The following is an 18268-nucleotide window of genomic DNA, read 5'->3' as shown; positions in this document are numbered from 1 at the left end:
GCGCTGAATGCCGCACGGCGTTACGGCGTTTGGCGAGATTCTGACTCCGATCTTCGAGTTTACCGAAGTGTTCTCGCGCACGCTGGGCGAGACGTCGGACGTCGTCACCAAGGAGATGTACACCTTCACCGACCGCTCGGGCGATTCGCTGACGTTGCGGCCGGAAGGGACGGCCGGGGTCGCCCGCGCCTTCATCTCGAACGGTCTGGCCCAGTCGCTGCCGCTGAAGCTGTTCTATCGCGGTCCGATGTTCCGCCACGAACGGCCGCAGAAGGGCCGCTTGCGCCAGTTCCATCAGGTCGGGGTCGAGTTGCTGGGGGTCGAGACTCCGCTGGCCGATGTCGAGGTGATTGCGTTGGCATGGCGGCTGTTGTCCGACCTTGGGCTGGCCGATCAGGTCAAGCTGGAGATCAACAGCCTGGGCGATGCCGAAAGCCGCGCCGAGTACCGTGACGCGCTGACCAAATACCTGTCGGCCTATCGCGCCGATCTGTCCGAGGACAGCCGCAACCGGCTCGAACGCAATCCGTTGCGGGTGCTGGATTCGAAGGACGAGGGCGATCGCCGCATCGTCGCCGGTGCGCCGCGTCTGAGCGATTACCTCAACGATTATTCCCGCACCTTCTTCACCACGCTGACCGCCGGGCTCGACAGCCTGGAGATTCCCTACACGATCAGCGACGGTCTGGTGCGCGGTCTCGATTATTACTGCCATACCGTGTTCGAGTTCACCACCACCGCCTTGGGGTCGCAGGGAACGGTGCTGGCGGGCGGGCGCTATGACGAACTAATCGCCCAGATGGGCGGGCAGCGGACCCCCGGTATCGGCTTTGCCGCCGGGATCGAGCGGCTGGCGATGCTGGCGGGCGATCCGCCCGACACCGTTCGTCCGATTGCGGTGGTGCCGATGGGCGAGTCCGGCCCGGCGATGGTCGTGGCCGAGCGTCTGCGCCGCGCCGGTCTGGTCGCCGAACTGGGCTATTCCGGCAATATGAAAAAGCGGATGGCCCGCGCGGTGAAGTTGAACGCCCGCTTCGCGGTGATTCTCGGCGAGGACGAGGCGGCGCGGGGCGCGGTGACTGTGCGCGATCTCGACGCCGGGACCCAGGAAGAAGTGCTGCTGTCCGGGCTTGAGGAGACTCTGGTCCGGCGCATCGAAGGGGAGACAGCCGGGTGAGCGCGTCAGCTCAACGTGTGGTCATCGTCGGGGCCAATCATCGGTCGTCCTCGCTGGGATTGCGGGACGCCCTCTATGTTGACGACGCGTCGGCGCCGTCTTTTCTTGATGGGCTGAAGCAGGCCGGTTTGGCCGAGGCTCTGGTGCTGTCGACCTGCGACCGGGTCGAAGTGTGGTGCGCCGATACCGAGGCCGCCCACGCCACCGCCCTGGTCGGGGCGGCGTTCGCGGCCAAGGCCGGGCTGACCGCCGAGTCGCTGGCGACCCATCTTTACACCTTGTCCGGGGCCGAGGCGGTGCGGCACGGCTTCACCGTCACCTCGGCGCTGGATTCGCTGGTGATCGGCGAACCGCATGTCGGCGGGCAGGTCAAGGCCGCCCATCGTCTGGCCCGCGAGGCCGGAACCGTCGGCGGTCAGCTTGACGGCTTCGTCCAGGCCGCGTTCGCCGTTGCCAAGCGGGTGCGGACCGAGACCGCCGTCGGCGAAGGGCCGGTCAGCATCGCCGCCGCCGCGGTTCAGGTCGCCCGCGATCTGCACGGCGATCTCGGCTGCTGCCGGGCTCTGCTGATCGGGACCGGCGACATGGGCGAGCTGGTCGGCGAAAGCCTGCTTGCCGCCGGTCTGACCGACATGCTGGTCACCGCCCCCAAGGAAAGCCGCGCCGAGACCCTGGCCCGCACCCTGGGCTGCCACGTCATGCCGTTCGAGGACATGCGCGAGGCGATCGCCGGGGCCGACGTCGTGCTGACCTGCGTTGGCGGGCGCACCCCGATCGTTACCGCGGATTCGGTGTCGCAGGCGTTGAAGCGTCGCCGTCGCCAGCCGATCTTCCTGGTCGATGCTGGCATTCCGGGCGATATCGAACCGGCGGTCAACCGGATCGAGAATGCGTTTCTCTACGACCTCGCCGACCTGGAAAAGGTGGCGCTGGAAGGCCGTGCCACCCGCGAGCAGGCCGCCCGGTCCGCCCGCGCCATCGTCGAGAGCGAGGCGACCGCGTTCCTGCGTGGCCGCGCCGCCCGGGCCGCTGTCCCGGCGATCGTCGCGCTGCGCGATCAGTTCGAGGCGACCCGCGAAAAGGTGTTGTCCGAAATCGGTCCCGATGTCGATCCGGCCGAGGCCACCCGCCTGCTGATCAACCGGCTGCTGCATACGCCCACCGACACGATGAAGTCGATCGCCGCCGAGGGGCATGAATGGCAGACGATGGAAAAGACGCTGCGCAAGCTGTTCCACCTCGAAGGCTAGGCTGCCTGCGGTCGGACGGCCGCGCCCCAGCCAGATGGATTCTGATTGATGATTCTCGAAACCCACCTCGATAAGGTTCTCTACCGTCACGACGAGCTGCGGGCGCAGCTGTCCAGCGGCGAGGGGCTTGAGTCCGCCCAGATCCCTAAGCTGTCCAAGGAATTGTCCGACCTTGACCCGGTGGTCGAGGCGATCCTCGCCTTCCGCAAGGGCCGCGACGAGATGGCCGAGGCGGCGGTGATGATGCAGGACCAGAGCGCCGATCCCGACATGCGGGCGATGGCCGAAGAGGAATTCTTCGCCCTCAAGGAACGGCTGCCCGAGTTGGAACGGGCGGTGCAGATCATGCTGCTGCCCAAGGACGAAGCCGACGAAAAGAACGCGATCCTGGAAGTCCGCGCCGGGACCGGCGGCGACGAGGCGGCGCTGTTCGCCGCCGAGCTGTTTCGGATGTACGAGCGCTATGCCGGGCTGAAGGGCTGGCGGTTCGAGGTGCTCGACGCCAACGATACCGGAATCGGCGGGGTGCGCGAAGCCAGCGCCAAGATCACCGGGCGTGGCGTGTTCGCCCGGCTGAAGTTCGAATCCGGGGTGCACCGGGTTCAGCGCGTCCCCGCCACCGAGGCGTCGGGGCGGATTCACACCTCGGCCGCTACCGTCGCGGTGCTGCCCGAGGCCGAAGAGGTCGATATCCAGATCGACGAAAAAGATCTGCGCGTTGACGTCTATCGCTCGCAAGGCTCGGGCGGGCAGAGCGTCAACACCACCGATTCGGCGGTGCGGGTCACCCACATTCCGACCGGTCTGGCCGTCGCCTGTCAGCAGGAAAAAAGCCAGCACAAGAACAAGGCGACGGCGATGACGCTGTTGCGCTCGCGCCTGTACGAGCGCCAGCGCAGCGCGCTCGACGCCGAACGCGCCGCCAACCGCAAAAGTCAGGTCGGCTCGGGCGATCGCTCCGAGCGGATTCGCACCTACAACTTCCCCCAAGGCCGGGTGACCGACCACCGCATCAATCTGACCCTGTACAAGATCGACGCGGTGATGGCGGGCGATGCGCTTGACGAAGTGGTCGAGGCGCTGATCGCGACCGATCAGGCCGAGCGTCTGGCCGAGATGCAGTAGCATGCCCACCCTGGGCGAGGCTCTGCGCGAGGGAGGGCGGCGGCTCGGTCTGGCCGGGATCGACACCGCGACGTTCGACGCCCGCTTGTTGCTGGCCGAAGTGACCGGATTCGCGGCCCCGATGGTCTCGCTGCGCGGCGAAACGGTGATGGAGCCCGAAGCGGCGAGCCGGTTCGAGGCGCTGCTGATCCGGCGCGAAGGGCGTGAGCCGATGTCGCATATCCTGGGGCGGCGTGGCTTCTGGACCCTTGATCTCGCGGTGACCGCGGCGACGCTCGACCCCCGTCCCGATACCGAGACGCTGGTCGAGGCGGTGCTGGCCGAAGTGCGCGACCGCAAGGCGCCGTTGCGGCTGCTCGATTTCGGTACCGGCAGCGGCTGTATCCTGCTGGCGCTGCTGTCCGAGTTGCCCGCGTCGATCGGTCTGGGCATTGATGCCAGCCGCGACGCGCTGGCGGTGGCGATCGGCAATGCCGATAGCTGCGGATTGTCGCCCCGCGCTCAGTTCCGGCTGGGCGATTGGGGCCAGGGGATCGGTGGACGCTTTGACGTGATCGTCTCGAACCCGCCTTATATCCCCGAGGCGGAGATCGACACTCTGGCCCCCGAAGTCGCCCGGTTCGAGCCGCGTTCGGCCCTGTCGGGCGGGGCGGACGGGCTGGAATGCTATCGCCGCCTGATCCCCGATATCGCCCGTCTGCTGAGCCCTCGCGGGGTGGCGGCGCTGGAGGTCGGACAGGGGCAGGCCGCGGCGGTGGCGGCGCTGATGGAGGACGCCGGGCTGGGCCGGATCGTGTTGCGGTGCGATCTAGGCGGGATTGAACGCTGCGTCGTGGCTTTCGCCCCGGAATCTTGAAAAAAGTTGTTGGAAAGACGTTTCGCCCCGACTAGGGTGACGCCCACACGCGCCAGCGGTGTCGAGGGATCGCGTCGAACCCATTGGGCTCCCTCCTCGACCGGGCGTGGTGAACTCCCCCATAGCCGCCCCCTCGAACGGATGCGGACTGGCCTGACCGAGACGTCGGCGGAATGGATGTGACAGACTCATGATGAATATTAAGACTGGTCCCGTGAATCCCAAGCAACGCTCCCGCGGCCGTGGTCCCAATGGGGGCAAGAAGCACAGCGGCGGCGGTGGCGGCGGCGTTCCCGGCCGTAACCACGTGTTCGACAGCAACGGTCCGGACGGCCGCATTCGCGGCAACGCCCATCAGGTGCTGGAAAAATATCTCGCGCTGGCCCGCGATGCCTCGTCCCAGGGTGACCGCGTTGCCGCCGAGAATTATTATCAGCATGCCGAGCACTATTTCCGGCTGATCAACACCCAGAATCAGAATAACGGCCGCCCGCGTCAGGCGCTGCCGACCCCGGCCGAGGATCAGACCGGCGAAGAGGGTGAAGACGGCTACGAGGGCGACGGCGAATCGTCGGACTCGTCCGAGGGCGAACTGGTCGGGCCGGGGTCCGACGCCGCCTGACCATCCCCGGCTGCAACGATCCAAACCCCTCCCTCACCATCCGGTGAGGGAGGGGTTTTTGTTTTCCGCGCCCTGTTCCGGGGCCGTGGGGCGGGGGCAAAAAAGGGGTTGCGTTGGGAAGAGCGGCGGCGTAGGGTAAGGCTGTCATTGAAAGTGACTATACTCTCTAGAATTAGGAGAAACCCATGGCTGACGTCACCCTCACATCCGCAATGCGTTCGAACCTGTACTCGCTGCAGGGGACCGCGTCGTTGATGGCAACCATCCAGGGTCGTCTGTCGACCGGTAAAAAGGTCAATAGCGCTCTCGATAACCCGAGCAACTATTTCGCCGCGCAGTCCCTGACCCAACGGGCGAGCGATCTCAGCGCGCTGCTGGACGGCATGGGCCAGGCGATTCAGGCTCTGACCACCGCCAGCCAGGGCATCACCACCGCCCAGAAGACCATCGACCAGATGAAGTCGATCGCCAACTCGGCGGCGCAAAGCATCACCACCGCCAGCAATGCGTCGGGCACCAACGTCGTCGCCTACACCGCGTTGGGGACGAAGGGCGCGAACGCGGCTCTGGCGCAAGCGAATGCGGGCAATTATGCGCTGACCAATCTGGCCGATAGCGCGGGCGCGTCGCTGAACGTGCTCAATGGCGATTCGATGACGGTCCAGGTCGGCACCGGCGCCACCTACACCTTCACCGTTGGCGCCAGCGCCGTCAATAACGCCACCCTCGGCAATGGTGGCGGCACCACCGCCAAGGATCTGACCGACTGGATGTCGACGATCACCAAGGCTGCGGGCGGCGGTGTTGCCAACGCCGTGACCCTCACCGGCGGTATGTTCGGTTCGGCTGGCAATCTGGGCGCGGCCCTGACCTTCTCCGGCACCCTCGCCACCACTCTCGGCCTCACCAGTGGCACGGGCGCGACGACGGCCAGCGGCGGCAAATTGGCGACGACCGTGGAAGTCGATTCGGTGGCCTATACCGGTCAGGCCGGGGCGACCGGGTCGACCCTGCTGTCCGAACTGAGTGATGCCAACGGCAAGGTTCTGACCAACAGCGGCCCGACCACCACCGACGGCACCCACACCGGCCCGGGCACCTTCTTCACCCTGGCGGTTTCCGGCGGCCAGACCACCACTTTGAACATCACGGCCACGACCACCGTCCAAGACGTGATGGACACCATCAACAGCATCTCGGGCCTGACCGCGTCGCTTGACTCGACCGGTGCTCTGAAGGTCGTCAACAACAACTCGACCGCCGTCAGCATCGAAGGTACCGCGTCCGGTCTGTTCGGTACGGCGAATGGGTCGATCGGTGCCAACGCTTCGGTCAGCACCACGCTGTATCATGGTTATGGCAAGGTGTCGGCGACCAACCTGCCGACCACCAACCTGACCAATCTCCAGGCTCCGACCGGTCAGTCCCGTCTCGTTGACGGTGACCAGTTGAAGCTGACGATGGACGGCGTCACCACCACGCTCAGCGTCAAGACCGCCTCGCCTGACGCGACCAAGGGCGAAGTCGGCAGCGTTGCCGATTTGATGACCGCTCTCGGTAAGATCCCCGGCATCACCGCCTCGCTGGACAACACCACCGGCCAGCTCGACATCCGCAGCACCAACGGCAAGACCATCACCTTCTCTGGTAGTGCCGCCAACAAGCTGTCGCTGCCGCCGAGCGTGGCCGCCGGTCAGTCGAGCATCAGCGGGTCGGGTGTGTCCGCGACCTATATCAAGCAGTATGACGATCTCGCCAAGCTGCTCGACCAGCAGGTTCAGGACGCCAACTATAAGGGCATCAACCTGATCAGCAGCACCGGCAATAACCCGCTTTCGGTGACCTTCAACGAAGCGGCGTTCAATGCCAACAAGCTGGTGGTCAACGCTGTCGATCTGACCAGCAAAGGTCTGGGCCTCACCGCCTCGACTGGTAACTGGAAGGATGCCAACTCGATCCAGGCCTCGTTGTCTCAGTTGACGATGGCTGCGACCACCCTGCGTGAGACCTCGGCTGTTCTCGGTCAGAACCTGACCACGGTGCAGAATCGCCAGGACTTCACCAACAACATGATTGCGACCTTGAAGACCGGCTCGGACAATCTGACCCTTGCCGATATGAACGAGGAAAGCGCGAACATGCTGGCCCTGCAAACCCGTCAGCAGCTGGGCATCCAGTCTCTGTCGCTGGCATCGCAGGCCAACCAGGCGGTTATGCGTCTGTTCGGCTAAACCGGCGGACGGACTTGAACGAAGAAGGGGCGGCCTCGGCCGCCCCTTTTTTTATGAAAAAAACCGACTCGGGCGGATAGGACGAACAGAGAGATGGCGGATTTTTCGATCAGTGCGGCATTCGAGACGGCAATTGGCGCCCACCGGGACGGACATTTGGTCGAGGCCGAACGCCACTATCGTTCGATCCTGACATCTCATCCCCGCCACCTCGAAACCCTGGTGATGCTGGGGCAATTGCTGACCGATACCGGCCGGGCCGAAGCCGCGCTTGGACTGATCGAGACCGCGCTTCGCGTCGATCCCGCGCGCGGCGAGGTGCATGGCGCGCAAGGAGCGGCCTTGCGCCGCCTGGGGCGACCGGCCGAGGCCGTTGCCAGCTATCGCCGTGCCCTGGCCTTGAAGCCGGATTCGGTGGTGGTGCGGGTCAATCTGGGCAATGCTCTGCTTGATCTCGACCGGGCCGCCGAGGCCGCCGACACCTTCCGCGCCGTGGTCGCGTTGGCTCCGGCTCTGCCCGAGGCCGTCTTCGGGCTGGGCCGCGCTCTCCACCTAATGGGGCAGACCGAGGCGGCAATCGAACCCTTGCGTCAGGCGATCGCCCTGCGTCCCGATTACGCTGCCGCCTATGACGCGATGGGAGAGATCGCGTGCGATCTCGGGCGGTGGAACGAGGCGATTGCGTTTCATGCCGAGGCGTTGCGGTTCGATCCCAAAGGTCCGGGCTTTCATACTCATTTCGGAATTGCTCTTTATAATTGTGGCGAGTTGCAGGCCGCGGAGGGGAGCTTCCGGGTCGCGCTTTCGCTGAACCCCGACGATGTGCTGGCTCATTTCAATCTGGCGGCGGTCTTGCTCCGCACCGGGCGGCTGGCGGAGGGATGGGCCGAGTACGAATGGCGGCGGCGTCTGCTCGGCTTTCCCGCGCTTCAGACCACCCGGACGGAATGGCAGGGTGAGCCGTTGGAAGGCAAGACCCTGCTGATGTATGGCGAGCAGGGGCTGGGCGACACATTGCATTTCGCCCGCTATGTCCAACTGGCGGCGGAGCAGGGGGCGCGGGTGGTGCTGGCGGTGCAACCGCCGCTGATGCGCCTGCTGCGCTCGGTCCCCGGTGTGGCCGAAATGGTGCCGCCGGGCGGCGCGGTTAGTGCCGATTACCATCTGCCGCTGCTGAGCGCGCCGTGGCGGTTCGGCACCACGCTCGACACCATCCCCGCCCCGATTCCCTATCTGACCGCCGAACCCGAGGCGGCCCGGCGCTGGGGCGAGCGGCTGGCGGGAGTGGAGGGGCTGAAGGTCGGTCTGGTCTGGGCGGGCGATCCCCGTCCCGACGACCGCGCCGCCAACCGGGTAGACCGTCGCCGCAGTCTGGCGCTGGCTCAGTTCGCTCCCTTGGCCGACATCCCCGGCGTGACCCTCGTCAGCCTGCAAAAAGGCGCTCCGGCCGCCCAGGCCAAGTCGCCGCCCGCCGGGCTACGCCTGCTCGATTGGATGGATGAGGTCGACGATTTCGCCGACACCGCCGCTCTGGTGTCACAGCTCGATCTGGTGATCAGCGTCGATACCTCGGTGGTTCATCTGGTTGGGGCGATGGGTAAGCCGGTGTGGATTTTGTCGCGCTTCGACGGGTGCTGGCGCTGGCAGGATCGCGACGACAGCCCGTGGTATCCCACCGCCCGCTTGTTCCGCCAAACCGCGCCGGGGGATTGGAGCGGCCCGCTGGCCGCGCTGGCGGCGGCCTTGCGGGATTGGGCCAAAGCCTAAAAAGAAGGGGGGCTGATAGGCCCCCCTCCCGAGATCGTGATACTGGATTGTCGGCCCATTACGGCATCTGCGGCGCCGGGTCGGCATCCTTCTCGCGGTCCTTGCCGTTGCGCAGGTTGAAATAGATCAGCATCGGCATGGCGACATAGATCGAGGAATAGGTGCCGATAATCAGGCCCCACAACATCGCGATGGCAAAGCCGCGCAGCACCTCGCCGCCGAAGAACAAAAGCGCCAGCACGGTAACGAACACGGTGGTCACCGTCAGGATGGTGCGGGCCAGCGTCTCGTTGACCGAGAGGTTGAGCAGGTCGTAGATCGACATCGTCTTGTATTTGCGCAGATTTTCGCGCACGCGGTCGTATTCGACCACGGTGTCATTCACCGAATAGCCCGCAATCGTTAGAATCGCCGCGACGGTGGTCAGATTGAACTCAAGCCCGGTGATCGCGAACACCCCGAACGTGGTGATGACGTCGTGGAAGGTCGAGACCAGCGCCCCCACGCCGAACTGCCACTCGAAGCGGAACCAGACATAGACCGCGATTGCCGCCAGCGACAGCACGACGGCCAGGATGCCGTCGCGGACCAGTTCGTCGCCGACCTTTGGCCCGACGATTTCGACCCGGCGATAGGTATAGCCTGCACCAAGGGTGTCCTTGACCTTGCCCAACGCCTCCATCTGCGCCTTCTCGCCGCCGTCCTGACGCTGGATGCGGATCATCACGTCGCGGCCGGTGGTACCGAATTCCTGAAGGCTGACCTCGCCCAGATTGAGGGTGGCGAGGCTGGTCCGCATCTGGTGCAGATCGGCCTTGCCGTCGGTGGTCTGGGCCTCGATCAGGATGCCGCCAGCGAAGTCGATGCCGAAGTTAAAGCCCTTCACCACGATCGCCCCGATCGAACCCAGGATCAGAAACGCGGTGATGCCAAACGCGACCAGCCGATAGCGGATGAAGTCGAAATTGGTGCCGTGCGGCAGGAAACGATCAATCAGTTGCATGGGTCGGTCCTAAATCACGGCGCCTTCGGCCTTTGCGCTTGATCCGCTTGCGGGGCCGCCGCCTTGATGGCCGCCGGGCTGCGGCGGCCATGGTTTCACCAAAGGGTTCAGGCCAGCGGCAGGGTCTTCATCTTGCGGAACCGCACCCACCATACCACCAGCATCCGGTTGACCAGCACGGCGGTAAACAGCGAAGCCAGCAGGCCAAGCGACAAGGTGACGGCAAAGCCGCGCACCGGGCCGGAGCCGAACTGGAACAGCAGCGCCGCTGCGACCAGGGTGGTGACGTGGGCGTCGAAGATGGTGCCGAAAGCGCGGTCATATCCGGCCTGCAAGGCCGACATCAGGGTGCGCCCGTTGCGCTGTTCTTCACGCATGCGTTCATAGATCAGCACGTTGGCGTCAACCGCCATGCCCATCGTCAGAACGACACCGGCGATGCCGGGCAGGGTCAGGGTCGCCCCCAAGGCCGACAGCGCCGCCAGCAGCAGCACCAGATTGAACACCATCGCGATATCGGCCAGCATCCCGAGCGAGCCATAGACCACCAGCATCGTGCCGACGACCAGGATCAGGCCGATGACGCAGGCGATCGCCCCAGCCCGGATCGAATCCGCGCCGAGATCGGGACCGACGGTGCGTTCTTCGAGCACCTGCAACGGGGCGGGCAGGGCACCGGCGCGCAGCAGCATCGACAGATCCTGCACCTGTTGCAGGGTGAAGCTGCCCGAGATGATGCCCGATCCGCCCAGGATCGGCTCGTTGATGCGGGGCGCGCTGATCACCTTTTCGTCAAGCACGATGGCGAGGAAGTGCCCGGCATTGTCGCGGGTGGCGTCGCCGAATTTCTTGGCTCCGGCCGAATTGAAGCGGAAGCTGACGACCGGGCGGCCTTCGGAATAGGTGGCGCTGGAATCCGTCAGCATGTCGCCGCCGACTTCGACCCGCTTGCGCACGACATATTGTTCGGGCTGGCCACGCTCGTGTTCGGCGCCGGGCAGCACCATCGAGCCGGGCGGCACCCGACCCCGCGCCGCTTCTTCGGCGGTAACGCTGTCGTCGAGCAGATGGAAGGTCAGCTTGGCGGTCTTGCCGAGCAGCGATTTGATATGGTCGGGGTCCTTGACGCCGGGGAGCTGGACGACGATGCGGTCCTGGCCCTGACGCTGGATCGACGGCTCGCGGGTGCCGAGCTGGTCGATGCGTCGCCGTACGATCTCGAGCGATTGTTCGACGGCGGCCTGCTTGCGCTTGACCAGCGCCTGCTCGGAATAGCGCAGTTGAACCAGCCCGTCTTCCTTGGTCTCCAGCGTGGCGGAGGTGTCGATCTTGCGCAGCAACGATCCGGCCCGCTCGCGGTCCTCGGCCTCGATGATGCGGACGGCTACGGTGTCGCCGCGCAGGCCGAGATCGGAATATTTGACCTTTTCCTTGCGCAGAGTGGTGCGGATCGATTCGACCAGCCCGGCAATCTGCTCACGGACGACATAGCCGGTATCGACCTCCAGCAGCAGGTACGAGCCGCCCTGGAGGTCGAGGCCGAGACTGACCGGCTGCAACCACGACGGCAACCGATCGGCATGTTCGCGGGACAATAGATTGGGCGCGGCAAAGGTGAAGCCAAGCAGCCCCACCAGAACCACCACAACGATCTTCCATTTAGGGAAATAGCTCATGTCCCGGCCCGTGCTCGAAAGGTTGTCGCGTGAAGAGTCGGGAAGATCACTTCTCGGTCGGCTTGTCGGTTTCGGTCTTCTCGGCGGCGACCGGCTCGCTCTTGCCCAGCACTTCGGTGATGGTGGCGCGCAGGACGCGGACACGGACGCCATCGGCGATTTCGACGGCGACTTCGGTGTCGTTGACCAGCTTGTTGATGGTGCCGATGATGCCGCCCGCGGTCACCACCCGGTCGCCCCGGCGCAACTGGTTCAACATTTCTTTGTGCTGCTTCATCCGCTTCTGCTGGGGACGGATCAGCAGGAGGTAGAACACCACGAAGATCAGGACCAGAGGCAGGAACTGTTCCAGGATGCCCATGGTACCGGAGGCAGCGGGGCTGGCGGCGGCTTGGGCGAAGGCTGGCGAGGCGAACATCTTCACTACTCCTCGGGAGAAAACCCATTCGAACGAAACGATGCCGGACTATAGCGGTCCCGGACGCGGTTGCAAACGCCCTCTCATCGCGTAGGGGCGGCTAATACCAAGCGGCCCGGATGGGCCGCCCGGCGAATGAGGGCCTGCACGGATCGGTTCCGATCCGCACAGCTTGGGATTAGCGGAACATGAATATGCTGAAATCGTGTGGAAGGTAATCGTGCTTCAGAACCACACTCTTGGTCAGCGATAGCGCGAAATCGAGGATTTCGACCGGATCGTAATAGTGAAAGCCCCGATCGGTTCCTCTGTACTCGCTGCTGGCCAGGCTCATCACGCAATGCTGGGTGCAGGATTTGTACATCGCCCGCAGCATATCGCGGACCAGATCCTCGTTATGCCCCAGCTCGATATTGATCGGTCCGACCGAAACGATTACGTCGAACGGCGTTTCGGGCGGGTGGGTCAGGATGTTGCGCAGTTCAAAGGCACGTTCGGGCGCTTTCGAGCGGCACACCTCGATGAATTGGGGGTTGATGTCGTAGCCGGTATAAAGCGCGGTCGGAGCCTTGGCCTGCAAGCTGTCGGCGAGATCGCCAAAGCCGCAACCGACATCCAACACCGTCTTACCGTCCAGAATTCCTTGCGAGAGGACCGCGTCAAAGCGGGCCTGCTGCGATTCCTTCGACCGCCAGCCCAGGCTGCCGCCGTTGCGTCCGGTACGGGCGAACAGGGAATCGTGGAAATTGTTGATGATCGTTTCGTAGTTCATCTTTTCCCTCCGGTCCGCGGGCGGATCCGGACCCGGCCCGCCGATCTCGGCCATGCACGGTACACCCGTCGCCGCTTCTCTTCCCATGCGTCCCCCGCATGGGACGATCCCCCGGCCGACGAGACGGTCTCGCCCTCCGGGCACTTGGCCGCCGCCGCAATGGCGGCAATCACATCGTGCGTCAACCATGACGCACGATGTTTCAGGTAAGGGAGCGAGGCCGTATCGCAAGCCGGAGGTCGAGGCTTTTTCGAGAGGAGGGGGCTTTGCCGGCTTACCCGGCGTTGCGGCCCAGAACCTCGCGCTTGCCCTGATGGTTGGAGGGCGAGACGATCCCTTCGGTTTCCATCCGTTCCACCAGCCGGGCCGAGCGGTTGTAGCCGATCTGGAGCTGGCGCTGGATGAAGCTGATCGACACCTTGCGTTCGCGGGTCACCAGCGCCACCGCCTGATCGTACAGATCGTCGCCGCTGCCGATTCCGCCGCCTTCGTCGCCGGGACCGCGCAAATCTTCGTCGTCATCGTCGTCGGTGATCGAGCCGAGATAATCCGGCTCTCCCTGGGCCTTCAGATGGGCCACCACCTGCTCGACCTCGGTGTCCGAGACGAACGGGCCGTGGATACGCGACACCCGGCCGCCGCCCGACATGAACAGCATGTCGCCCTGGCCGACCAATTGTTCCGCTCCGGATTCGCCCAGGATGGTGCGGCTGTCGATCCGCGAGGTGACCTGGAACGAGATGCGGGTGGGGAAGTTGGCCTTGATCGTTCCGGTGATGACATCGACCGAAGGACGCTGGGTCGCCATGATCAGATGAATCCCGGCGGCGCGGGCCATCTGGGCCAGTCGCTGGATCGCGACTTCAAGATCACGTCCGGCGACCATCATCAGGTCGGCCATTTCATCGACCAGCACGACGATGTGCGGCAGCGGCTTCAGGTCGATCGGCTGTTCCTCGAACACCGGCTCGCGCGAGGTGCGGTCAAACCCGACCTGGACCCGATGGGTCACCTTCTGCCCCGACACCGCCAGTTCGCCCAGACGGGCGTTGTAGCCGTCGATATTGCGCACCGCGAGCAGCGCCATCGCCCGATAGCGGGCTTCCATCTCGCGCACCGCCCATTTCAGCACCCGGACCGCCTTGTCGGGGTCGGTGACCACCGGGGTCAGCAAATGCGGGATGCCGTCATAGACCGACAATTCCAGCATCTTGGGATCGACCATGATCAGGCGGCATTCATCGGGGCGGAAACGGTACAGCAGCGATAGAATCATCGCGTTGATGCCGACCGATTTGCCCGAGCCGGTGGTGCCCGCGATCAGAAGATGGGGCATCCGCGCCAGATCGGCGACGACCGGATCACCCGCAATGTCCTTGCCGAGCGCCAGCGGCAGCCGTCCACTGTGCTGGAGGAAGGCCGGGCTTTCGAGAATCTCGCGCAGATAGACGGTCTCGCGGATCGGATTGGGCATCTCGATCCCGATCACGCTGCGGCCCGGCACGATCGCGATACGGGTGGTGATCGTGCTCATCGAGCGGGCGATGTCGTCGGCGAGGTTGATCACCGTCGAGGATTTGGTGCCGGGCAGCGGCTCGAACTCATAGAGCGTCACCACCGGGCCCTGGCGGACCTCCATGATCTCGCCCCGCACCTTGAAATTGCGCAGGACGGTTTCAAGCATCCGGGCGTTACCGGCCAGGGATTCCTCGTCCTCCTCGACCAGATTGCGCGGCGGCGGGGGCTGCAACAGACTGATCGAGGGCGGCGCATAGCCTTCGCGGCGAGGCGGCACATCCCCGTCGTCATCTTCGTCTTCGTCGCCCGGGGTCGCCGCCTCGGCCGCCGGGATCGCGGCGGCGGCCGGAGCGGGCGGCGTGGCGGCGGGAGCCGGACGGGCGGCAAGCGGCAGCGGGATCGCTGGGGCGTCCTCGTCGGAATCGTCGTCCCAGGCATCGGCTCCGGCCGGGCGGGCGAAGCTTTCCCCCCACTCGACACCGGCGGCGAAGGCAAAGGCGGCGGCGGCGGCGGGGGCTTCGAGAGTCTGGCCGGTGCCGTAGGCGACGGTCGCCTCGGGTCGTCCGGGAAAGACCTCGACATCCCACTCGACCGACCCGTCGGGCCAGCGGTGACGCATCAGGCGGAACGGCTTGCTGTTGACCGCGCACCAGAAATTGAAATCGGCGGCGGTCATGGTGTCGTCTTGGACGGGGCTCATGTCATTCCAGGCGGTAGACGGCGACAATGATCTTCTCGACCGCGCCGTCGCCGTCAAAGAAGGGGAGAAGCAGGCGTTCCCAGGTCTGGGTCTGCCCATCGAAATCGGCGGTATAGCGGCGGACCAGGGTGGTCGAATCGCGCCGCACCGTATCGTACTCGCGGGCCAGGATGGCGCGCTGGGCATTGGGGAGCTGATCGATCGAGCGGCCGACCATGTCGGTGCCGAACGCGGCGGCCAGATTGGCCCCATAATAGGCGTAACGCGGCTCGCCCGCCGGGTCGATATCGACCACGACCAGATTGTCGAGCCAGGGCCGCAGCATCGCGGGGCTGAGATCGGCCGCCGAAGGCAGCCCCTCGCTGCCGCCTTGCGCCAGCCACCAGCGGCGCAGCGAAATCAGTTGGGGATGGTGAAGCAGGTTCATATCCATGTCGGTGCGCCCGAAGCGAAGGAAAGCGGACACCGCCGGCGGAAAGTCTCCACCAGCCGCCCGCGGCCCGGACTGTAGCCAACCTCGGCCCCCCGCTCAATCATCGTTATTGTCTGGCTGTGTCCCTTGCCGATGACAGGGACGGGGTTTCCGGGGTAGTGTCGAACGATGCTCGGTTGGCTGCAAGCTCTGTTCCTGGATAGCAAGGCGCGCGAAAGTCTTTCCCGCGCCAAGGCCGCCGCGCGCGTTCCGGCCCCGGCCACTCCTGCCGTCAAGGCCCCCGTCCGCGTCGGGAAGCCCGCCGCTAAGGCTGTGTCGCGACCGTCCGCACCGCCCGTCGCCGCGACCCAATCCGCCGATCGTGCCACCTTGCTGCGCGAGGCCGCCGCGATCCATCGCGCCAAGCGCAAAATTCTCGATGCCCTGTCCGACGAGGATCGCGCCAAACTGCTCTCGATGGCGATCCTGACCTTCTTGAACCAGGGGACCGAGCCGCCGCCCGATCCCAAGACCCGGAAATAAACTGCCCGTGACTGTGTCTCCGCTCGATCCCTCCGCCCTGGCCCGCTCCGTCCGCGCCGGGGAACGCCGCGCCGTCGCCCGTGCCATCACCCTGATCGAATCGACCAGGCCCGATCATCGGGCCAGCGCCGAAATCCTGCTGCACGAGCTGCTGCCCTATACCGGCGGCGCGGTGCGGATCGGCATCACCGGGGTTCCCGGCGCGGGCAAGAGCACCTTTATCGAAAGCTTCGGCCTGCATGTCCTGGCCCAGGGTGGTCGCCCGGCGGTGCTGGCGGTCGATCCGTCCAGTCCGCGCACCGGCGGCTCGATCCTGGGCGACAAAACCCGGATGGAGGATCTGTCGCGCGATCCCCGTGCCTTTATCCGCCCCAGCCCGTCGGGTTGCACCCTGGGCGGCGTGGCGCGGCGCACCCGCGAGGCGATGCTGGTCTGCGAGGCGGCGGGGTTTGACGTCATCGTCGTCGAAACCGTCGGCGTCGGCCAAAGCGAGACGGCGGTGGCCGACATGGTCGACATGTTCCTGCTGCTGCTGGTGCCGGGCGGCGGCGACGAATTGCAGGGGATCAAGAAAGGCATCGTCGAACTGGCCGATGCGATCATCGTCAACAAGGCCGACGGCGATCTGGCCATCGCCGCGGCGCGGGCGGCGCGCGATTACGGCAACGCACTCCATCTGCTGGCGCCTGCCGCGTCCGGCTGGCAGGTGCCGGTGCTGACCTGTTCCGCGTTGACCCGGACTGGGATCGATTCGGTGTGGAAGACCGTGTGCGACCACCGCGACCGGCTGGGAGCCAACGGTGCGCTGACCGCCCGCCGCGAAGAGCAGGCCCGCGCCTGGATGTGGAGCGAAGTGTCGGAGACCTTGTTGCAAAGCCTGCGCGACGATGCCCGCATTGCCGCCCTGTTGCCCGAGATGGAACAGTCGGTTGCCGGCGGTCGGGTATCCCCCGGCGCGGCGGCGCGGCGGCTGGTCGGTCTGTTTAAAGGGGAGTGAGAGCCGAGCGTCAGGCGGGCTGGGGGGTTTCCGCGGTCCGCCGCAGGCGCTTGATGAAAACCCAGTAGGTGCCAAGGATCGGGCTGACCTTGAAATGCACCCGAACCTTGTAGGGGAGGCGGGCGCTGGCACAATCGAACACGACGTTCAGGGCGCCGCTGGTGACCCCCTTGCGGAACTCGGCGGCAATGATCGAGCTTCCGGCCCAGCGCACCACATCGCCAAAGAAATCCCGCCCGACCGGCGACGTCCGACCGGATTCGTTATCTTCCGGCTCGGTATCGTTATAGGAAACGACCCGGCCTTCGGCGTTCAGTTCCGCCGCCCCATAGGGGATTTTGCGTAAATCCTCGTCTTTGAGCTGTCCAAGCGGGTTCTCGGGATCGCTTTGGTCAAAAGCGAACACCGTCATGTTCCACGGACCGGCTTGGGTTGTTATTTTGGGCATTCATAGGCCTGGGCGGTTCGGCTCTTACTTAAGTCTGGAATTTGACGTATTATCTCCTCCTGGTCCACTGGGAAGTTGGCAACCGCGATATGGAAACCAAAGAGTCTCACGACCGGCTGGTTATCAATTTGCCTGAGATCGTCGATCTGCTCGCGGCGGGAGAGTTGCGGGATACTCTCCTCGATGCCCTTGTTCAGGACGGCAATCGTGACGTCGCTCTTAAGGCTGACCGGGTTGCTCGGTTATCAACTGCGGCGATCCAGGTCATCCTGGCTGCCGCTCCGGGGTTTGCCGGTGCGGCGCGCCGTTTGATCCTGGATAGTCCCACCGCCCCGGTCGTCGAGGCGTTCGGGCGATTGGGACTCAATGAAGAGTTGCGGAAACTGATCTAAAAGATCTGGGAGAACGGAATGGGTAAGTGCGTTCTGGCGGTCGATGACTCGAAGACGATGCGCGACATGGTCTCGTTCACGTTGCGAGGCGCTGGCTATACGGTGCTGGAGGCCGATAACGGTGTCTCTGCCCTGCGCGCGATCCAGGGTCAGAAGGTTGACGTCATCATCACCGACGTCAATATGCCAGAGATGGACGGGATCACGTTGGTGCGCAAGCTGCGCGCCCTGCCGGCCCATGCCGCGACCCCGATTCTGATTTTGACCACCGAAAGCGAGCAGGCGAAGAAAGACGCTGGCCGCTCCGCCGGGGCGACCGGGTGGATCGTCAAGCCGTTCAGTCCGGAAAAGCTGTTACAGA

The 18268-nt window shown here is 65.1% G+C and carries 18 protein-coding genes; 11 read left to right on the top strand and 7 right to left on the bottom strand.

The window, feature by feature from the left end:
* Window positions 1-67: 67 nt before the first annotated feature.
* From hisS to K678_RS14160, 7 genes are all read left to right on the top strand, one after another.
* Window positions 68-1177: a histidine--tRNA ligase gene (hisS, locus tag K678_RS14190; RefSeq protein ID WP_414533212.1), complete on the top strand. Its 1110-nt coding sequence runs from the start codon at window positions 68-70 to the stop codon at window positions 1175-1177.
* Entirely contained in the window at window positions 1174-2427 is a 1254-nt protein-coding gene (gene hemA, locus K678_RS14185; protein ID WP_021133157.1) for a glutamyl-tRNA reductase, read from the top strand. Before hisS ends, hemA begins: the two co-directional genes overlap by 4 nt.
* A gap of 48 nt (window positions 2428-2475) precedes the next feature.
* Window positions 2476-3552 carry a peptide chain release factor 1 gene (gene prfA / locus K678_RS14180; protein WP_021133156.1) on the top strand — a complete coding sequence of 359 codons (1077 nt, stop codon included), beginning with the start codon at window positions 2476-2478 and terminating at the stop codon, window positions 3550-3552.
* Between the two features lies 1 nt (window position 3553).
* The gene (gene prmC / locus K678_RS14175) at window positions 3554-4408 is read left to right on the top strand and encodes a peptide chain release factor N(5)-glutamine methyltransferase (protein ID WP_021133155.1); all 855 of its coding nucleotides are present in this window, start codon (window positions 3554-3556) and stop codon (window positions 4406-4408) included.
* Between the two features lie 190 nt (window positions 4409-4598).
* The gene (locus K678_RS14170; RefSeq protein WP_021133154.1) at window positions 4599-5030 is read left to right on the top strand and encodes a DUF4167 domain-containing protein; all 432 of its coding nucleotides are present in this window, start codon (window positions 4599-4601) and stop codon (window positions 5028-5030) included.
* Window positions 5031-5215: 185 nt separating this feature from the next.
* Window positions 5216-7261, top strand: coding sequence for a flagellin N-terminal helical domain-containing protein (locus tag K678_RS14165; RefSeq protein WP_021133153.1), 2046 nt, complete (start codon window positions 5216-5218; stop codon window positions 7259-7261).
* Window positions 7262-7354: 93 nt separating this feature from the next.
* Window positions 7355-9028, top strand: coding sequence for a tetratricopeptide repeat protein (locus K678_RS14160; protein WP_021133152.1), 1674 nt, complete (start codon window positions 7355-7357; stop codon window positions 9026-9028).
* A gap of 58 nt (window positions 9029-9086) precedes the next feature.
* Here K678_RS14160 and secF read toward each other — a convergent pair whose 3' ends face one another.
* From secF to K678_RS14130, 6 genes are all read right to left on the bottom strand, one after another.
* Window positions 9087-10031 (bottom strand): protein translocase subunit SecF, encoded by a 945-nt coding sequence (gene secF / locus K678_RS14155; RefSeq protein ID WP_021133151.1) that lies wholly within the window; start codon window positions 10029-10031, stop codon window positions 9087-9089.
* Window positions 10032-10138: 107 nt separating this feature from the next.
* Window positions 10139-11707, bottom strand: coding sequence for a protein translocase subunit SecD (gene secD, locus K678_RS14150; protein WP_021133150.1), 1569 nt, complete (start codon window positions 11705-11707; stop codon window positions 10139-10141).
* 46 nt (window positions 11708-11753) lie between these two features.
* A complete protein-coding gene (gene yajC / locus K678_RS14145) occupies window positions 11754-12125 on the bottom strand; it encodes a preprotein translocase subunit YajC (protein WP_021133149.1) in 372 nt (123 codons plus the stop codon).
* A gap of 178 nt (window positions 12126-12303) precedes the next feature.
* Window positions 12304-12897: a class I SAM-dependent methyltransferase gene (locus K678_RS17925; RefSeq protein WP_051185947.1), complete on the bottom strand. Its 594-nt coding sequence runs from the start codon at window positions 12895-12897 to the stop codon at window positions 12304-12306.
* 274 nt (window positions 12898-13171) lie between these two features.
* A complete protein-coding gene (locus tag K678_RS14135) occupies window positions 13172-15115 on the bottom strand; it encodes a DNA translocase FtsK (protein WP_021133147.1) in 1944 nt (647 codons plus the stop codon).
* 1 nt (window position 15116) lies between these two features.
* Window positions 15117-15581, bottom strand: coding sequence for a PAS domain-containing protein (locus tag K678_RS14130; RefSeq protein ID WP_021133146.1), 465 nt, complete (start codon window positions 15579-15581; stop codon window positions 15117-15119).
* A gap of 135 nt (window positions 15582-15716) precedes the next feature.
* On the opposite strand from K678_RS14130, the gene K678_RS14125 reads away from it, so the two are divergent.
* Window positions 15717-16070, top strand: a complete 354-nt coding sequence (locus K678_RS14125; protein WP_021133145.1) for a hypothetical protein — start codon at window positions 15717-15719, stop codon at window positions 16068-16070.
* A 7-nt stretch (window positions 16071-16077) separates the two neighbouring features.
* Window positions 16078-17067: a methylmalonyl Co-A mutase-associated GTPase MeaB gene (gene meaB, locus K678_RS14120; RefSeq protein WP_039853307.1), complete on the top strand. Its 990-nt coding sequence runs from the start codon at window positions 16078-16080 to the stop codon at window positions 17065-17067.
* Window positions 17068-17077: 10 nt separating this feature from the next.
* On the opposite strand, the gene K678_RS14115 is transcribed toward meaB, so the two are convergent.
* Window positions 17078-17479, bottom strand: coding sequence for a photoactive yellow protein (locus K678_RS14115; protein WP_021133143.1), 402 nt, complete (start codon window positions 17477-17479; stop codon window positions 17078-17080).
* A gap of 125 nt (window positions 17480-17604) precedes the next feature.
* On the opposite strand from K678_RS14115, the gene K678_RS14110 reads away from it, so the two are divergent.
* Both K678_RS14110 and K678_RS14105 read left to right on the top strand, forming a co-directional pair.
* A complete protein-coding gene (locus tag K678_RS14110; RefSeq protein WP_021133142.1) occupies window positions 17605-17907 on the top strand; it encodes an STAS domain-containing protein in 303 nt (100 codons plus the stop codon).
* A gap of 18 nt (window positions 17908-17925) precedes the next feature.
* Window positions 17926-18268 (top strand): response regulator (locus tag K678_RS14105; RefSeq protein WP_021133141.1); only part of this gene is annotated, 343 nt, incomplete at its 3' end.

Source organism: Magnetospirillum fulvum MGU-K5 (assembly GCF_000442515.1).
Classification (GTDB): Bacteria; Pseudomonadota; Alphaproteobacteria; order Rhodospirillales; family Magnetospirillaceae; genus Phaeospirillum; species Phaeospirillum fulvum_B.
This window is presented reverse-complemented; position numbering and strand designations above follow the sequence as displayed.

Excerpts from the sequence above, each read along its gene's own strand:
- K678_RS14170 (WP_021133154.1), top strand. The coding sequence starts at position 4,599 with ATGATGAATATTAAGACTGGTCCCGTGAATCCCAAGCAACGCTCCCGC.
- K678_RS14165 (WP_021133153.1), top strand. The coding sequence starts at position 5,216 with ATGGCTGACGTCACCCTCACATCCGCAATGCGTTCGAACCTGTACTCG.
- K678_RS14110 (WP_021133142.1), top strand. The coding sequence starts at position 17,605 with ATGGAAACCAAAGAGTCTCACGACCGGCTGGTTATCAATTTGCCTGAG.
- secD (WP_021133150.1), bottom strand. The coding sequence starts at position 11,707 with ATGAGCTATTTCCCTAAATGGAAGATCGTTGTGGTGGTTCTGGTGGGG.
- K678_RS17925 (WP_051185947.1), bottom strand. The coding sequence starts at position 12,897 with ATGAACTACGAAACGATCATCAACAATTTCCACGATTCCCTGTTCGCC.
- K678_RS14125 (WP_021133145.1), top strand. The coding sequence starts at position 15,717 with ATGCTCGGTTGGCTGCAAGCTCTGTTCCTGGATAGCAAGGCGCGCGAA.
- prmC (WP_021133155.1), top strand. The coding sequence starts at position 3,554 with ATGCCCACCCTGGGCGAGGCTCTGCGCGAGGGAGGGCGGCGGCTCGGT.
- K678_RS14160 (WP_021133152.1), top strand. The coding sequence starts at position 7,355 with ATGGCGGATTTTTCGATCAGTGCGGCATTCGAGACGGCAATTGGCGCC.
- secF (WP_021133151.1), bottom strand. The coding sequence starts at position 10,031 with ATGCAACTGATTGATCGTTTCCTGCCGCACGGCACCAATTTCGACTTC.
- K678_RS14115 (WP_021133143.1), bottom strand. The coding sequence starts at position 17,479 with ATGACGGTGTTCGCTTTTGACCAAAGCGATCCCGAGAACCCGCTTGGA.
- prfA (WP_021133156.1), top strand. The coding sequence starts at position 2,476 with ATGATTCTCGAAACCCACCTCGATAAGGTTCTCTACCGTCACGACGAG.
- K678_RS14135 (WP_021133147.1), bottom strand. The coding sequence starts at position 15,115 with ATGAGCCCCGTCCAAGACGACACCATGACCGCCGCCGATTTCAATTTC.
- yajC (WP_021133149.1), bottom strand. The coding sequence starts at position 12,125 with ATGTTCGCCTCGCCAGCCTTCGCCCAAGCCGCCGCCAGCCCCGCTGCC.